The sequence below is a fragment of the Bradyrhizobium manausense genome, assembly GCF_018129685.1.
Lineage (GTDB): Bacteria > Pseudomonadota > Alphaproteobacteria > Rhizobiales > Xanthobacteraceae > Bradyrhizobium > Bradyrhizobium manausense_D.
The window spans coordinates 111,663-128,487 of the sequence record NZ_JAFCLG010000010.1 but is presented as its reverse complement, the minus strand read 5'-3'; the positions used below and the strand labels follow the sequence as shown (position 1 = coordinate 128,487).

Genomic DNA, 16,825 nt, shown 5'->3' with positions numbered 1-16,825 from the left:
CTTGTCCGCGATGCGCGGACCAACAGGCCACGCACGAAGCCTGCAGATCGTATCGGGCATAGAGCCCCGGTCGAGGGGTTAACTTTTCAGACGCGCGTGACGATCCTGGCGCGCGTCGGGTGATTGTGCGGGGCAGCAGGGACAACAGCTGCGCCGCGATGGGCTGAGGAACAGGATCGTAGCGGCAGGCTGCTCAGAAGGGCAGCTGCAGGGGAGGAGTGCATGACGACAATCGAGAGCGCTGGAAGGATTTCGGGCGCTGGCGCGGGAATTTTCGACCGCGAACATACAGTGGCGAAGGCTGGCTTCAATCGCTGGCTGGTGCCGCCTGCTGCGCTGTGCATTCATCTCTGCATCGGCATGGCCTACGGCTTTTCGGTGTTCTGGCTGCCGCTGTCGCGTGCGATCGGCGTGACGCAGAGCAAGGCGTGCCCGGACATCTCACTATGGCAGGAGCTGTTCACCACGACTTGCGACTGGAAGGTCGCGAGCCTCGGTTGGATGTACACACTGTTCTTTGTGCTGCTGGGCGTCTCCGCCGCGATCTGGGGCGGCTGGCTCGAGCGCGCCGGGCCGCGCAAGGCGGGCGCCGTCGCCGCCTGCTGCTGGGGCGGTGGTCTTCTGATCGGTGCTCTCGGCGTCTATGTCCATCAACTCTGGATCATGTGGCTGGGTTGCGGCGTGATTGGGGGCGTCGGTCTCGGCCTCGGCTACATCTCGCCTGTGTCGACGCTGGTCAAATGGTTCCCCGACCGTCGCGGCATGGCGACCGGCATGGCCATCATGGGCTTTGGCGGCGGTGCCATGATCGGCGCGCCGCTCGCCAACCTGCTGATCAACTATTTCAAGACGCCGAACTCGGTCGGCGTCTGGGAGACCTTCGTCGCGATGGGCGTCATCTACTTCGTCTTCATGATGATCGGCGCCTTCGCCTATCGCGTCGTACCGGCCGGTTGGCAGCCCGAGGGCTGGACGCCCCCGAGCGAAAAGAAGTCGATGATCACCGAGCACCACGTGCATCTCAACAACGCACACAAGACGCCGCAATTCTGGCTGATCTGGTGGGTGCTGTGTCTGAACGTGTCGGCGGGCATCGGCGTGATCGGAATGGCTTCACCGATGTTGCAGGAGATTTTCGCCGGCAAGCTGATCGGTCTGCCCGATTTGACTTTCAGCCAGCTTTCGACTGAGCAGAAAACCGTCATCGCCGGCATCGCGGCCGGGTTTGCAGGTCTCTTGTCGCTGTTCAACATCGCCGGCAGGTTCTTCTGGGCCTCGCTATCCGACTATCTCGGCCGCAAGAACACCTACTACACGTTCTTCCTGCTCGGCATCGCACTCTATGCACTCGCGCCGACCTTCGCGGCGATGGGCTCGAAGCTGCTGTTCGTGGTCGGTTTCGGCATCATCCTGTCGATGTACGGCGGCGGCTTCGCGACCGTGCCGGCCTATCTTGCCGATATGTTCGGCACCCAGTTCGTCGGCGCCATCCATGGCCGGCTGCTGACGGCGTGGTCCACCGCGGGCATCATCGGTCCAGTCGTCGTGAACTACATCCGCGAGTTCCAGCTAGCGGCCGGCGTGCCGCGCGACCAGCTTTACAACACGACCATGTACATCCTCTGCGCCATGCTGATCGCCGGCCTGATCTGCAACTATCTGATCAAGCCGGTCGATCCGAAGTGGAATATGAGCGAGGCTGAAGTCGCCAGATTGCAGGCGGCCAGTGCAAAGAGCGAAGCGGCCATTCAGCACGGCTCGTTCGGCATCGGCAAAGGCGGTCTCGATGTCAAGGCGGCGCTATTCTGGGCTTTCGTTGGCGTTCCCCTGGCCTGGGGCGTCTGGAAAACACTGGAGAGCGCGGTCAAGATCTTCTGATCGCAGATACGCATCGCCGCGAGAGGCCAAATGCCGGCCTTCCGCGGCGTGCTTCCGCCGAATTGAACAAGAATAGAATCCAGGGGATTTCATGCTTCGCACCCGTATCTGCCTTGCCGCCATGTTGCTGGCAGCAAGCCTACACACCGTGTCTGCGCAGACTGCAACGGCACCTGCAACACCCGCGCCTGCCGCGACGACGACCGACGCCAAGCCGCCGGGCAAGATCAAGCTGACCATGCAGAAGTTGAAAGAGATGAAGGCCAAATGGTCCGCCAACCGGCCGAAGCTGAAGGCCTGTCGCGCCGAGGTGAAGGCCAAGGGACTGACCGGCGACGATCGCTGGTTCTCCATCGAAGAATGCATGAGCAAGACCTGAGGCGAAGTTCCGCGTCGCGTTTGCGTCAGGGGCAGGGCAAGGCGGCTGCCTGCCTCCTCAATCCTTATGGAGACGTTCTAAATTCACTTGGCCTCTGGTATACCAGAAGCTAGAGTCGCTTGGAATGAGACCTGATCTGCGGGATGCGAGCGATGCGGTTCCCCAGTGTCACGCCAGGAATAAGCGCGGATTGCGATGGCAATCCCGCCCGAGGTCATCGTGCTTTTGAGGAGAACGCGACGTTTCCATGAGCAGCAACGACGACGTTCACAAGGTCAGGGAATTCGAGCATCCGGGCGAGGGGCGCCGGCGCGCCAAGGCCACGCCCAAGGGGCGACAGGTCGATCCGACAGCCGCGCACGAGATCGAGCAATTGCTCGGCGACAGGCCGCGGCGGCGCGATCTGCTGATCGAATATCTGCATCTGATCCAGGACAAATACCATCAGATCTCGGCCGCGCATCTCGCCGCGCTCGCCGACGAGATGAAGCTCGCCTTCGCCGAAGTGTTCGAGACCGCGACCTTCTACGCCCATTTCGACGTGGTGAAGGAAGGCGAGCCCGACGTCGCGCCGCTGACGATCAGGGTCTGCGATTCGCTGACCTGCGCGATGCTCGGCGGTGAAAAGCTGCTTCAGGATCTGCAGGGCGCGTCGGGCCCCGGCATTCGCGTCGTGCGCGCGCCCTGCGTCGGCCGCTGCGACACGGCGCCTGCCGCGGAAGTCGGTCATAACTTCGTCGATCATGCGACCGTCGCCAATGTCATGGCGGCCGCGAAAGCCGGCGACACGCACGCGCATCTGCCAAAGTACATCGACTACGACGCCTATGTCGCGGGCGGTGGCTATAAGCTGCTGGGTCGCGTGCGCTCCGGCGAGATGTCGACGGACGATTTGCTGAAGGGCCTCGACGACGCCGCGCTGCGCGGCCTCGGCGGCGCCGGCTTCCCGACGGGACGCAAATGGCGCGCCGTGCTCGGCGAGCCCGGTCCGCGGCTGATGGCGATCAACGGCGACGAGGGCGAGCCCGGCACGTTCAAGGATCGCTATTATCTCGAGACCGATCCGCATCGCTTCATCGAGGGCATGCTGATCGGCGCGCATGTGGTGCAGGCCTCCGACGTCTACATCTATCTGCGTGACGAATACCCCGCCTCCCGCGAGATCTTGGAGCGCGAGATCGCCAGGCTCCCGGCAGGCGGACCGACGCTGCACATGCGCCGCGGCGCCGGCGCTTACATTTGCGGCGAAGAGTCCTCGCTGCTCGAAAGCATCGAGGGCAAGCGCGGCCTGCCCCGCCACAAACCGCCTTATCCGTTCCAGGTCGGCCTGTTCGGCCTGCCGACGCTGATCAACAACATCGAGACGCTGTGGTGGGTGCGCGACATCGTCGAGAAGGGCGCCGACTGGTGGAAGGGCAATGGCCGCCACGAGCGTCACGGCCTGCGCAGCTTCTCGGTCTCGGGTCGCGTCAAGAACCCCGGCATGAAGCTCGCGCCCGCCGGAATCACCGTGCGCGAGCTGATCGATGAATATTGCGGCGGCATGGCCGATGGCCATCAGTTCTACGCCTATCTCCCGGGCGGCGCGTCCGGCGGCATTCTGCCTGCAACGATGGACGACATCCCGCTCGATTTCGGCACGCTGGAGAAATACGGCTGCTTCATTGGATCGGCCGCGATCGTGATCCTGTCGCAGCAGGACAGCGTGCGCGCGGCCGCGTTGAACCTGATGAAGTTTTTCGAGGACGAGAGCTGCGGCCAGTGCACGCCGTGCCGTGTTGGAACCCAGAAGGCGGCGCAGCTGATGCAGAAGCCGGTCTGGAACCGCGCGTTACTGGAAGAATTGAGCCAGGCGATGCGCGATGCCTCGATCTGCGGGCTCGGACAGGCGGCATCGAATCCGCTTGCTACCGTGATCAAATATTTCCCTGACGAGTTCAAGGAAGCGGCCGAATGACCAAGATTACGTTCGAGCTCGACGGCAAGCAGGTCGAGGCCAAGCCCGGCGAGACGATCTGGCAGGTCGCCAAGCGCCAGGGCCGCGAGATCCCGCATCTTTGCTATTCGCCCGCGCCCGATTATCGCCCCGACGGCAATTGCCGCGCCTGCATGGTCGAGATCGAGGGCGAGAGGGTTCTCGCCGCGTCCTGCAAGCGCACGCCGTCGGTCGGCATGAAGGTCAAGACCGAGAGCGCGCGCGCGGTGTCGGCGCAGAGGATGGTGATGGAGCTGCTCGTCGCCGACCAGCCGGCGCGGCAGACCAGCCACGATCCGGAGTCGAAGTTCTGGCATTGGGCCGAGACCATTGGCGTGACGGAGAGTCGCTTTCCCGCCGCCGAGCGCTGGGAGACCGACGCCAGCCATCCGGCGATGCGCGTCAATCTCGATGCCTGCATCCAGTGTGGCCTGTGCGTGCGCGCCTGCCGCGAGGTCCAGGTCAACGACGTCATCGGCATGGCCTATCGCAATCACGGCTCGAAGATCGTGTTCGACTTCGACGATCCCATGGGCGAATCCACCTGCGTCGCCTGCGGTGAATGCGTGCAGGCCTGCCCGACCGGCGCGCTGATGCCGGCCGTGATGCTGGACGACAAGCAAACGCGCGTCACCTATGCCGACCGCAAGGTCGATTCGCTCTGCCCGTTCTGCGGCGTCGGCTGCCAGGTCACCTATGAGGTCAAGGACGAGAAGGTGATTTATGCGGAAGGGCGCGACGGCCCGGCCAATCACAATCGTCTTTGTGTGAAGGGTCGGTTCGGCTTCGACTATATCCACCATCCGCATCGCCTGACCAAGCCGCTGGTGCGGTTGCCGAATGCGAAGAAGGATGCCAACGACCAGGTCGATCCCGCCAATCCCTTCACGCATTTCCGCGAGGCGAGCTGGGACGAAGCGCTCGACATCGCCGCCAAGGGCCTCGTCAAGATCCGCGACGAGAAGGGCGTGAAGGCGCTGGCCGGCTTCGGTTCGGCCAAGGGCTCGAACGAGGAAGCCTATCTGTTCCAGAAGCTGGTGCGCACCGGATTCGGCTCGAACAATGTCGATCATTGCACACGGCTGTGTCACGCATCGTCGGTCGCTGCGCTGTTCGAGGGCCTGAGCTCGGGCGCGGTGTCGGCGCCGTTCTCGGCCGCGATGGACGCGGAAGTGATCTGGGTGATCGGCGCCAACCCGACCGTGAACCATCCGGTTGCGGCGACCTTCATCAAGAATGCGGTGAAGCAGAACGGCGCCAAGCTGTTCGTGATGGACCCGCGCCGGCAGACGCTGTCGCGTCACGCAAGCAAGCATCTGCAGTTCAAGCCGGGCTCCGATGTGGCCATGCTGAACGCGATGATCAACACGATCATCACCGAAGGCCTGACCGACGATCAATACATCGCCGGCTACACCGAAGGGTTCGAGGACCTCAAGGAGAAGATCAAGGAATTCACGCCGGAGAAGATGGAGGCGATCTGCGGCATCCCGGCGCAGACGCTGCGCGAGGTCGCGCGCACCTATGCGCGCGCAAAATCGTCGATCATCTTCTGGGGCATGGGCATCAGCCAGCACGTCCACGGCACCGACAATGCGCGCTGCCTGATTGCGCTTGCGCTGATCACCGGCCAGGTCGGACGTCCCGGCACGGGCCTGCATCCGCTGCGCGGCCAGAACAACGTGCAGGGCGCGTCCGACGCCGGTCTGATCCCGATGTTCCTGCCGGACTATCAGCCGGTCGGCCGTGACGATCTGCGCGGGGCTTTCGAAAAACTGTGGGACCAGGACCTCGATCCCGTCCGCGGCCTGACCGTGGTCGAGATCATGAACGCGATCCATGCCGGCGAGATCACGGGCATGTATATCGAGGGCGAGAACCCCGCGATGTCCGATCCTGATCTGCAGCACGCGCGCCAGGCGCTGGCGATGCTCGACCACCTCGTGGTGCAGGATCTCTTCGTCACCGAGACCGCCTTCCACGCCGACGTCATCCTGCCGGCCTCGGCCTTTGCCGAGAAGGAGGGCTCCTTCACCAACACCGATCGCCGCGTGCAACTTGCACGCCAGGTGATCAAGCCGCCCGGCGATGCGCGGCAGGATCTCTGGATCATCCAGGAGATCGGCAAGCGCATGGGCCTGCCGTGGAATTATGCCGGTCCGGGCGAGGTCTACACCGAGATGGCGGAGCTGATGCCGTCGCTCAAGAACATCAGCTGGGAGCGCCTGCTGCGCGAAGGCGCCGTCACCTATCCGGCCGACGATCCGCACCTGCCCGGCAACGAGATCATCTTCACCACGGGCTTCCCGACCGCGAGCGGCCGCGGCAAGATCGTGCCGGCCAAGGTGATTCCGCCGGATGAGCTGCCCGACGACGAATATCCGATGGTGCTCTCGACCGGCCGCGTGCTCGAACACTGGCACACCGGTTCGATGACCCGCCGTGCCCAGGTACTCGACCAGATCGAGCCCGAGGCGGTCGCCTTCATGTCGCCAAAGGACATGCACCGGAAGAAGCTTGTGCCCGGCGATTTTATCCGGCTCGAGACGCGCCGCGGCGCCGTCGAGGTCAAGGTGCGGTCGGATCGCGACGTGCCGGAGAACATGGTGTTCATGCCGTTCTGCTACGCCGAAGCGGCGGCGAACCTATTGACCAACCCGGCGCTCGACCCGTTCGGCAAGATCCCGGAGTTCAAGTTCTGCGCAGCGCGCGCCGAACGCGCGGAGATGCGGGACGCGGCGGAGTAGCAGGTGAAAAACAACCCCATGCACAGTAGAGTCCTCGTTGAAATGCCTGGGGATTTTTTCGGTCTTGCCGAAATTGCTTGCGGCGTCGGGCAAAACACCTGTATAAAGGCATGATCACCAGCAGCGCGCGGCTTCGCCGCTCGCAGCGACGGTGGTAAACCTGCCCCATGTCCAAAGTCACCCCAGCCACCCGCGCGCTCGCAGCCGCCGGCGTGGCCTTCACCGTTCATAGCTACGACTACGATCCTGACGCCGAAAGCATCGGCCTGCAGGCGGCCGCCGCGCTCGGCGAGGACCCGGCGCGCGTGCTGAAGACGTTGATGGCGCTGGTCGACGGCAAGCCGGTCTGCGTCATCGTGCCGTCCGACCAGGAAGTCTCGATGAAGAAACTCGCCGCAGCCGTGAGCGGCAAGGCGGCGCAGATGATGAAGCCGCCTGAGGCCGAGCGCGTCACCGGCTACAAGGTCGGCGGCATCAGCCCGTTCGGGCAGCGCAAGCCCGTGCGCACCGTGATCGAGCAGAGCGCGCTTACGCATGACCTCGTCTATCTCAATGGCGGCCAGCGCGGCCTGCAGGTGCGGATGAAGCCCGCCGATGTGCGGGACTTTGTTAAAGCGGTCGTTGCGGACGTGCTGGCTTGACGGCACTCACGTTGACGGCCCGCGTGGCAAGTTGGCTAAAGCGCGATGGATCGACGAAACAATTGGCGAACTCAAACCATGGCCCGAACGAAGCGAAAGTCCGTTGAGGGTCAATCTCATCCTTTGACCATTGAGGGGCACTATCGCGACCATGAACGGACGCCGCGATAGTGCCTGCGGTGCTAGTTCTTATCCTTGTTCTCAGCCAAGACAGGATTCCATGGCTTTGGTGCGATTGGCTTGCTCTGGTAGACGATGTCGAACTGTCCGTCGGACTTGATCTCGCCGATCATCACCGGCTTGGTCAGGTGATGATTTGAGTTCATCGTGACGTCATATCCTGTCGGCGAGCGCACTTTGAGACCCACGATGGACTCGCTGACCCTCGCTACGTCCGTCGATCCCGCCTTTGCGACCGCCTGCGCCCAGAGCTGGAACAGATCGTACGCAGACTCCATCGGGTCATTGGTTACGCGCCTCGGATCCTTGGTGTAGTCGCGCCAGTGCGCGATGAACTGCTGGTTTTCCGGGGATTTCACCGATTGAAAGTAGCTCCAGGCGGCGAGATGGCCGACCAGCGGTTTCGTATCGATGCCCTTCAGCTCCTCTTCACCGATGGAGAAGGCAATGACCGGAATCTCCGACGCTTTGACGCCCTGGTTGCCGAGTTCCTTATAAAACGGGATGTTCGCATCGCCGTTGATGGTCGAGACCACGGCCGTTTTCTTCCCGGACTTTCCGAACGCCTTGATGGCTGCCACTTCGGTCTGCCAGTCGGTGAAGCCGAACGGCGTATAGTTCTCGCGGATGTCCTCGTCGGCGACACCCTTCGACTTGAGGAAGGCACGGATGATCTTGTTGCTCGTTCTCGGATAGACGTAGTCGGTGCCTTCGAGAATCCAGCGCTTGGTGTTGCCGCCGTCTGCGCTCATCAGGTACTCGACCGCAGGGATCGCCTTGTTGTCAGGAACTGATCCGCCGTAGAAGATGTTCTTCGACTGCTCCTCGCCTTCGTATTCCAACGGATAGAACAGCAGGCCGTTCAGCTCCTCGAAGACCGGCAACACTGATTTGCGGGAGACAGAGGTCCAGCAGCCAAACACGGCAACGACTTTTTCGCGGACGACGAGTTCGCGCGCTTTCTCGGCGAATAGCGGCCAATTCGATGCTGGATCGACGACGACGGCTTCTACCTTCTTTACGAGCAGGCCGCCCTTGGCATTCAGGTCCGCAACCTGCATCAGGATCATGTCTTTCAGGATGGTTTCGCTGATCGCCATCGTTCCCGAAAGCGAATGCAGCACGCCAATCTTGATCGTGTCCGACTCGGCCGAGATGGCGGCCGATGATGTTGCGGCGACAGCAAGCGCGGTCGCCGTGGCCAGAAGGGTGCGTCGCGTGATGGGCATAAACATTTCCTTTCCGTGCGTTGGTGATGCGCTCCAAATTGGCAGCCGTGCCTCGCAGATCCGAGACCCGGCGCCGATCGACGTGAGTGGGCCAGTTGATTGCCTCGTTATCAGGCGCAAGTCTGACAACTTGCCCGCAATATGCTCACCGCGTCCGCTGATCAGCAGCATTTGCAGGCGTCCTGCCGAATGGCTGATGCTTTGTCACGAGGGAGGGTCCAGCCTTGGCGGCCGAATTGGGTCCAGTCGGACCTGCCGCACTGGACCGATATACCAGTTCGAAACTGGCACTGTTATTGCTCCAGGCCCAGCATCAGGATTCAGGATGATGACCATATCCGTCTTCCTCGATCGCTCACGGCCGGAGCCTCTCACCGATCAGATCGTTTCGCATTTCAAGCGCGCGATCGGGCAGGGCATCATTCTGCCCGGGACGCGGCTGCCTTCGTCGCGTCGGCTTGCGGCCCAGCTGTCGGTTTCCCGCAACACGGTCGTACGCGCCTACGATCAACTCATTCTCGAGAACTTTGCCGATGCCCGCCCTGCCTCATCGATCGTCGCACGGCAACCGCTGTTGGTGAGCCCTCCTGATCGGAGCACGACCGCGGACGAACCGGCACGCGTCACTGTCAGCATGCCGAAATCGCCTCGCCTGACGTCGGATCAAGGCCAGCGACTGTCGTTCGATTTCATGCCCAACCGCCCAGGTCACACCCATTTCCCGATGCGCGCCTGGCGTCGTCACTTGCAGGCTGCGCTGACCGGCGGGGCACACGATATCGCCCGCTATGGCGAGCCGGCCGGATACTTCAGCCTTCGCGAGGCGATCTGCGCCCATCTCGCCGCACGGCGCGGCATCGTCACTGAACCGGGATGCATACTCGTCGTCAATGGCGCCCAGGAGGCGCTGTCATTATGCGCGCAGGTCCTGGTGTTGCCCGGGCGGCCCGTCATCGTCGAGGATCCATCCTCGCAGGGCGCCGTCTATGCGTTCGAGGCAGCCGGTGCGCGTATCAACGGCATCGGAGTTGATGAGAGCGGACTAAAGACCGACGAACTTCCAGATCGCGATGGATCCTTGCTCTACATCGCACCTTCGCACCAGTATCCCACGGGTTTCAATCTGTCGCTGGAGCGCCGGCGCCGCGTCGTCGACTGGTGTGCGGCGACGGGGAGCTACGTTGTGGAGGACGATTGCGGTGCCGACCTTCGCTTTGATGGTGAGTGGCGCCCGGCCATTGCCAGCATGGCTCCCGCATCAACCGTCTTCGTTGGAAGTTTTTCCCGAGTCCTCGGCGCGGGTCTGCGGCTCGGCTTCATCGTGGTCCCGCAGCATCTTGCCGGGTACTTCCGAGCGCGAAAGACATTGATGAACAACGGGACAGCGTGGCTCGAGCAGGCCGCGCTCGCGCGCTTCATGGAGTGCGGCGGGTATGCTGCTCACCTCGCCCGACTGCAGAGCACCTACCGGCTGTCACGCGACGTCCTTATCGAGGAACTCCAGCGTCATTTCGGCGAGGTCGACCTTGGCAGCTGCTCGGGATCGCTGCACATGCTGTGGCGCCTTCCGCCGGGTTTGCCGGTCGCTACGACGCTGGAGATGCTGGCCCGCCGCGCACGCGTTGGCGTCTACGGCTTCAGCACGGCCGGCGTCTGGGCAAGTCCGTCATGCCCCCTGACGCAGCGTGCCGTCGTGATGGGATTTGGCGCCTTGACGCCGCGCCAGATCGTCGAAGGCATTGCGCGGCTGTCCGACGTCGTCGACGACCGGCTCGACCGGCACCACGAGTTTCTCAACGAACTGCTTTCGTCTGATCCTGTCCCAGCACGTTTCAAGGATGCCGAGAAGCCAAACCGGCGACCGGCTCCTCCATCTCGACGCGAACTGGCGCTTCACGGTATGCGCGTCGGCAGGTCAAGGTCGCCGCTCCGAAGATTTGTACGAGAGGCATCCCGCATGCTTGTGACCGACCTCTATCGCTATCCCGTCAAAGGCCTCAGCCCGGAACGGATCACGGAGGTGGAACTCGCTCCCGACAGACCCTTTCCCTTCGATCGTGTTTTCGCACTTGCCCGCGCCAACAGCAACATCAGCTGGGAAAATCCCCTCTGGGCCAAGAAGGCGCTCTTTCTGATGCTGATGCTGGAAGAACGGCTGGCGCTGGCACATACGCGCGTCGATCCCGACAGCCTGAAGATGACTATTGAAATCGATGGTCGCAGCTTTGTTACGGCTCCGCTCGACACAGCCGATGGCCGGACGGAGGCCGAAAGGCTGCTGGGCACGCTTGCGCGTCCGGACGATCCGCTGCCGAAGCTCGTGTACAGCCGTTCCGGCCATTTCATGGACAAGCCAGACAACGTCATTTCGCTGATCAACCTCGCCACAATCAGGGATCTAGAGGCACGCTGGAAAGTCCCGATCGATCCCTTGCGCTTTCGGGCCAATGTCTACATCGACGGTCCCGAACCATGGGAAGAATTCTCTTGGATCGGCAGCGAAATTACGATCGGCGACGCAACCTTTCGCGTCGACCGCCGCAATGGCAGATGCGGCGCAACCAACGTGAATCCGGTAAGCGGAGAACGGGATCGTGACATCCCAGGCGCCTTGCGCGCGGCATTTGGGCACAAGGATCTCGGCGTCTATCTGGTAACCCGGTCTGGCGGACGGGTTGCGGCGGGTGACACGATCGTCTCCGGAGCGACGAAGCCCGAGATGGTCAAGCCGACGCCGCCATTGCTCGTGCAGACGTCACGTCGGATGATCTGCCGTGGCTGCTATTTCATCTACGACGAGGCGGCACGGCCGCTTCCTTTCGCGAGCCTTCCGCCGAACTGGGAGTGTCCCGATTGCGGGACCGACAAGAGCAAGTTCGTGGCTCAGCAAACAGCTGACGATTGACCACGCGCATTACGGTGACAGTGCACTAAATTTGCTCGCGATCGCCCCTTGCCCCGGCTCCGCGGCCTCGTTCGGCACCTACATCAATTAAGTGCACTGTCACCGTAACCGGGCAGGCGAGTTCTCTGGAACCGTCGGGGCCCGGAGAACGCCTAACCGCATTGCGCCAGGACGGTATGGAAAACGTTGCGCCTATCGATCGTCGTCTCTCGGGATCGCCGAGTGTGTCCAACCGCTCTACGCCTGAAAACAGACAGTCTTTCAGTAGAACGCCGAGGTCTGCAACAATATCTGCCAAATCCCGAATTTAGGTAGCGAAGGCTTGAGTCGTCGCGCGGGCGGTCTAAGATTGTGATAGTGCGAATGGTCGGCACGTCGGAGAGTTGCACCATGTGGACACGAAGAGAGGCGGTCGCGGGCACAATCACAGCATTGGCCACAGCCTGCTCGACGCAGTCGACAGCGCAGGCGCAAACCTTGTCAGCCACCAGTACATTGGCCCCAACCGGCAGACTGCGCGTCGCACTCATCGCATCCAACCCAGTTCTGGTTACGCGCCGTCCGGACAAGAGCCTTGGTGGCGTGTCCGTAGCCGTTGGTAACGCGCTTGCAGCGCATCTTGGCGTGCCAGTCGAGCTGAAACCGTACGACAATCCCGCGCTCTATAACGAAAGCCTCGCCTACGACGAGTGGGATATTGGACTTGCCGCGCGTGATCCGTCCCGCGCGGAGTATTTGGCATTCAGCAACACGTTCATGGAGGTCGACAATGGCTATGTCGCCCGTCCCGGTGCCGCGCCGACCGCTGCGGAGGAAGTCGACAGAACTGGCGTGAGGATAGCGGTTGCGCAAGGTAGCGCGCCAAACGCGGTGTTGAAGCGCCTGATCAAGAATGCAGAGATTGTCCCAGTGCCTGGTGGGTTCGAGCCGGCGCGCGAGGCGCTCGCGACGGGAACGGCCGACGTTTATGGCGAGAACCTCCACCTCGCCTACCGGATCGCAGACGCGTTGCCCGGTGCGCACGTCTTACCCGGACACTTCAACGTCGTTCAAATGGCGATAGGAGTGCGCAAGCGCGCCGCTGCGGCACTACCCACTGTCGACGAGTTCGTGAATAAAATCCGGTCCGATGGGACCGTCCAGAAAGCCATCGTTGAGGCAGGGTTGCGCGGAGTTCGGGTACCGTAACCATTTTTCTTCCGGCAAGCGAACGAACGACGGCTCACGTCCGCTTCGGCTGATAAGCAGTCGATATCGACCAAACGGGGCGACTTCCGCTAAACTCGCGCAAGCCGACTTTCATGCGCACGCGCCCTATTGCTTCTGCAGCAGCTTGAGCCGGCAGCGCAGCGCCTCGCGGATATGCGCGCGGGCGAGCTGCTCGGCCTTGTCGCCGTCGCGCGTGGCGATGGCGGCGATGATGGCCTGATGCTCGGCATGGCTGGTCGAGGGCCGACCCGTGACGGTGAAGGTCGTCGGACCGAGCAGGGCGATCCAGTCCTGCAACTCGCGCGAGGCATTGTCGAGATAGCGGTTGCGGGCGGCGCGGCAGATCGCCTCGTGGAAGGCGCGGTTGAGCCTTGCCATGTCGGCGATTTCGGTCTCGGACGCTTCGACGAACGCCTGTTCGATATCCCTGAGCGCGTCGACCTCGGTCGCGGAGGCGTGCTCGGAGGCAAGGCGCGCCGCGGCGCCTTCCATGATCTCGCGCATGGCGTAGAGCTCGAGCACTTCGGCGATGTCGAGATTGCGCACGATCAGGCCGCGGCCGCCGGCGGGCTCGACGAAGCCGCGCGCCGCGAGCCGGCCAAGCGCCTCCCGCACCGGCGTGCGGCTGACTTTCAGTCGCTGCGCGACTTCCTCCTCGCGTAGCCGATCGCCGGCCCGGTAGCTGCCGGCCTGGAGTGCCGCGCAGAGCGAGCGGAATACCGCTTCGCCCAGCGCCACGCCGCCCCCGCGCGAAATCGATCCGCCTGCCTTTGCCGGGCGTCTGGCCATGGTTCCTCGCAGCGCAGACGGATCCTGCCCCTGCAAAGATGCCGCTTGCGCGGCATCTGTATATCTTTGTATACAAAAGTACGCAATGGCGGTCCGGCTTGACCGGGGGCCTCTTGCGGGCGGAAAGTTTCCAACCTCGTCGCATCGGACGGACGGCATGGGCAGCAAATACGATGTGCTGGTGATCGGCGGCGGCAACGCGGCACTGTGTGCTGCGATCAGCGCCCGCAGGGGCGGTGCATCGGTGCTCGTGCTCGAGGGTGCGCCAAAATTCTATCGGGGCGGCAATACCCGCCACACGCGGAACATGCGCTGCGCTCACGATGCTGCGACCGAAATCCTCACCGGTCCCTATACCGAGGAGGAGTTCTGGGAGGATCTGCTGCGCGTCACCGGCGGGAAGACCGACGAGGTGCTCGCCCGCCACATGATCCGTGAGTCCAAGGACATCCTGAACTGGATCGTGGAGCAGGGCGTGCGCTGGCAGCCCTCGCTCGGCGGCACGCTGAGTCTTGGCCGCACCAACTCCTTCTTCCTCGGCGGCGGACGCGCGATGCTCAACGCGCTCTATCTCACCGCTGAGCAACTCGGCGTCGAGGTCGAATACGACGCCGAAGTCACCGATCTGGTGATCGAGGATGGAATGTTCCTCGCCGCGCGCCTGAAGCGGCCGATCAAGGGCGAGACCGAGATCCGCGCAGGCGCGCTGGTTGCCGCAGCCGGCGGCTTCGAGGCGAACATCGAATGGCTGAAGCAATATTGGGGCGAGGCCGCTGACAATTTCCTGATCCGCGGCACGCCCTATAATCGCGGCTCGATCCTGAAGATGCTGCTCGACAAGGGCGTGCAGGAGGTCGGCGACCCCACCCAGTGCCACGCGGTCGCCATCGATGCCCGCGCGCCGAAATTCGACGGCGGCATCATCACGCGGCACGACTCCGTGGTGTTCGGCATCGTCGTCAACAAGCACGCCCAGCGCTTCTATGATGAGGGCGAGGACATCTGGCCGAAACGTTATGCGATCTGGGGCCGGCTGGTCGCGGCGCAGCCCGACCAGATCGCCTACATCATCTTTGACTCCACGGTCGTCACCAGCTTCATGCCGACGCTGTTTCCGCCGATCGCCGGGCAGACGGTCGCCGAGCTTGCCGGCAAGCTGAATCTCGATCCAGCCGCGCTGGACAAGACCATCACCGAATTCAACGCCGCGGTGCGGCCGGGCACGTTCGACCACACCATCCTGGACGACTGTCGCACCGAAGGCATCACGCCGCCCAAGACGCATTGGGCACGCCGGATCGAGACGCCGCCTTATCTCGCCTATCCGGTGCGGCCCGGCATCACCTTCACCTATCTCGGCACGCGCGTGACCAAGGAGGCGCGGATGCTGATGGCTGACGGCAAGCCGTCGGCCAACATGTTCGCAGCCGGCGAGATCATGGCCGGCAACGTGCTCGGCAAGGGTTACGCCGCCGGCATGGGCATGACCATCGGCAGCGTATTCGGGCGGATCGCAGGACGGGAAGCGGCGAAACATGCACGGAACTAGGATTCTGGACGAAGCCGACCGCCTGATGACGGTCTGCAATTCCTGCAGATATTGCGAGGGTCTTTGCGCGGTATTTCCGGCGATGGAGATGCGCCGCGCGTTCTCGGACGGCGATCTCAACTATCTCGCCAATCTCTGCCATTCCTGCGGCGCCTGCTATGTCGATTGCCAGTTCTCGCCGCCCCACGAGTTCAACGTCAACGTCCCCAGGACGCTCGCGGTCGCGCGCGCGGAATCCTATGCCGCCTATGCCTGGCCGCAGGCGCTGTCCGGCGCCTTCGCGCGCAACGGCCTGGTTATCAGCATCATTGCCGCGCTGAGCATGGCAGCCTTCATCGTCGGCTTCGTGGCGCTGAACGACCGCAGCGTGCTGTTCGGCGTGCACACCGGCCCCGGCGCCTTCTACAGACTGATGCCGCACAATGCGATGGCCGCGCTGTTCAGTGCTGCGTTTCTTTATGCGATCCTCGCGCTGGTCATGAGCGTGCGTGCCTTCTGGCGCGACATCGGCACGCCGATCGGCGGCCGGGCCGATGGCGGCTCGATTGTCCAGGCGATCCGCGATGCCGATGAGCTGCGCTATCTCCATGGCGGCGGCGTCGGCTGCTACAACGAGGATGACAAGCCGACCGACCGGCGCAAGCTGTTTCATCACCTGACGTTCTACGGCTTCCTGCTGTGCTTTGCCGCGACCTCGGTTGCGACGCTCTATCACTATCTGCTCGGCCGCGAGGCGCCGTATCCGTGGTGGGACCTGCCCGTGGTGCTCGGCACGCTCGGCGGCATCGGCCTCGTCGTCGGTCCCATCGGGCTGTTCGTCGCCAAATCACGCCGTGCGCCCGAGCTGCTCGACGAGAACAGCACCGGCATGGATACCGGCTTCATCGCCATGCTGTTTCTGACCGGAGCAACCGGCATGCTGCTCCTGGTCCTGCGCGAAACCGCCGCCATGGGGCCGCTGCTCGCGTTGCATCTCGGCGCGGTGTTTGCCCTGTTCATCACCATGCCCTATGGCAAGTTCGTGCACGGCATCTATCGTTTCGTGGCGCTGGTGCGTTACGCGCAGGAACGGCGCAACGAAGCCGGCTCTTAGTTCTGAGCAGCACAACGCTGTCGCACCGTGCATCCGACGGTGCGGCAGTCGCTGGTTAGACAAGCTTTGAATGCCGCAACGAGGGGAGGTGTGCTCCCTCCCCCGCTTGCGGGGGAGGGCGGGGGGAGAGGGTATCTCCACTCGCGAGAACCCCCAAGAGGAGAAAACCCTCACCCGGCGCTTCGCGCCGACCTCTCCCGCAAGCGGGAGAGGTGACCGAGCCTGCGGCCGCTCGATTCAACCTAACTACA

At 63.2% G+C, this 16,825-nt stretch carries 11 protein-coding genes; 9 read left to right on the top strand and 2 right to left on the bottom strand.

Translation table 11 applies throughout. The annotated features are described in order from the left end of the window. Positions 1-222 precede the first annotated feature (222 nt). The 5 genes from JQ621_RS23035 to ybaK all read left to right on the top strand — a co-directional run bounded on the left by JQ621_RS23035 (position 223) and on the right by ybaK (position 7,620). Positions 223-1,878 (top strand): OFA family MFS transporter, encoded by a 1,656-nt coding sequence (locus JQ621_RS23035; protein ID WP_212236966.1) that lies wholly within the window; start codon positions 223-225, stop codon positions 1,876-1,878. A gap of 91 nt (positions 1,879-1,969) precedes the next feature. Beyond that, a complete protein-coding gene (locus JQ621_RS23030) occupies positions 1,970-2,257 on the top strand; it encodes a hypothetical protein (RefSeq protein ID WP_212236965.1) in 288 nt (95 codons plus the stop codon). Between the two features lie 247 nt (positions 2,258-2,504). Further along, positions 2,505-4,214, top strand: a complete 1,710-nt coding sequence (locus JQ621_RS23025; RefSeq protein WP_212236964.1) for an NADH-ubiquinone oxidoreductase-F iron-sulfur binding region domain-containing protein — start codon at positions 2,505-2,507, stop codon at positions 4,212-4,214. Further along, positions 4,211-6,979, top strand: coding sequence for a formate dehydrogenase subunit alpha (fdhF, locus tag JQ621_RS23020; protein WP_212236963.1), 2,769 nt, complete (start codon positions 4,211-4,213; stop codon positions 6,977-6,979). The genes JQ621_RS23025 and fdhF overlap by 4 nt, the downstream gene beginning before the upstream one ends. Positions 6,980-7,146: 167 nt before the next feature. Continuing rightward, positions 7,147-7,620 carry a Cys-tRNA(Pro) deacylase gene (gene ybaK, locus JQ621_RS23015; protein WP_212236962.1) on the top strand — a complete coding sequence of 158 codons (474 nt, stop codon included), beginning with the start codon at positions 7,147-7,149 and terminating at the stop codon, positions 7,618-7,620. Positions 7,621-7,802: 182 nt separating this feature from the next. Here ybaK and urtA read toward each other — a convergent pair whose 3' ends face one another. Then, the gene (gene urtA, locus JQ621_RS23010) at positions 7,803-9,029 is read right to left on the bottom strand and encodes an urea ABC transporter substrate-binding protein (RefSeq protein ID WP_212237196.1); all 1,227 of its coding nucleotides are present in this window, start codon (positions 9,027-9,029) and stop codon (positions 7,803-7,805) included. Positions 9,030-9,225: 196 nt separating this feature from the next. Between urtA and pdxR the strand changes: the two genes are divergently transcribed. After that, entirely contained in the window at positions 9,226-11,934 is a 2,709-nt protein-coding gene (gene pdxR, locus JQ621_RS23005) for a MocR-like pyridoxine biosynthesis transcription factor PdxR (RefSeq protein WP_212236961.1), read from the top strand. Positions 11,935-12,324: 390 nt separating this feature from the next. Then, positions 12,325-13,122, top strand: a complete 798-nt coding sequence (locus JQ621_RS23000; protein WP_212236960.1) for a transporter substrate-binding domain-containing protein — start codon at positions 12,325-12,327, stop codon at positions 13,120-13,122. A 126-nt stretch (positions 13,123-13,248) separates the two neighbouring features. On the opposite strand, the gene JQ621_RS22995 is transcribed toward JQ621_RS23000, so the two are convergent. Then, entirely contained in the window at positions 13,249-13,932 is a 684-nt protein-coding gene (locus JQ621_RS22995; protein ID WP_212236959.1) for a GntR family transcriptional regulator, read from the bottom strand. 157 nt (positions 13,933-14,089) lie between these two features. On the opposite strand from JQ621_RS22995, the gene tcuA reads away from it, so the two are divergent. Together tcuA and tcuB are read left to right on the top strand one after the other, a co-directional pair. Beyond that, positions 14,090-15,481 carry an FAD-dependent tricarballylate dehydrogenase TcuA gene (gene tcuA, locus JQ621_RS22990; protein WP_212236958.1) on the top strand — a complete coding sequence of 464 codons (1,392 nt, stop codon included), beginning with the start codon at positions 14,090-14,092 and terminating at the stop codon, positions 15,479-15,481. Further along, the gene (gene tcuB, locus JQ621_RS22985) at positions 15,468-16,574 is read left to right on the top strand and encodes a tricarballylate utilization 4Fe-4S protein TcuB (RefSeq protein WP_212236957.1); all 1,107 of its coding nucleotides are present in this window, start codon (positions 15,468-15,470) and stop codon (positions 16,572-16,574) included. Before tcuA ends, tcuB begins: the two co-directional genes overlap by 14 nt. Positions 16,575-16,825: the final 251 nt, after the last annotated feature.